The sequence below is a fragment of the Bacillus sp. SIMBA_154 genome (assembly GCF_046536015.1).
In the GTDB taxonomy this organism is placed as follows: domain Bacteria; phylum Bacillota; class Bacilli; order Bacillales; family Bacillaceae; genus Bacillus; species Bacillus pumilus_P.
Genome location: NZ_JAWJBV010000505.1, coordinates 1 through 248 on the forward strand (window position 1 = coordinate 1; position 248 = coordinate 248).

General features: G+C 48.8%; 1 protein-coding gene. It reads right to left on the reverse strand.

The genetic code is table 11. The annotated features are described in order from the left end of the window. The coding region (locus tag R0K30_RS22920) for a hypothetical protein (protein ID WP_486304038.1) at positions 1-248 on the reverse strand (248 nt) is incomplete at both ends.

A 248-nucleotide genomic window follows, 5' to 3' on the forward strand; every position in this document is an offset into this window, starting at 1 on the left:
TGATATTTAACTAGGCACCGATCACTTTCAATTGGCGGGAAATCCCACCAATTGGTTTGAGTCCTTTCTAACCATTTACAGTACTCAAGCAGGGCGTAGGCTTTAGATTTGACTGTCTCGATGGGCTTTTGCCCTGTTGTCGCCTCTAGCATCAGCCATAGATTGGCTTCTCTCCATGGTTCACCGTCACCCCAAAATAGCTGAGGAAGGTCTGCTATGGCCGTGCTGTTCCTGACCCTATCCCAGGT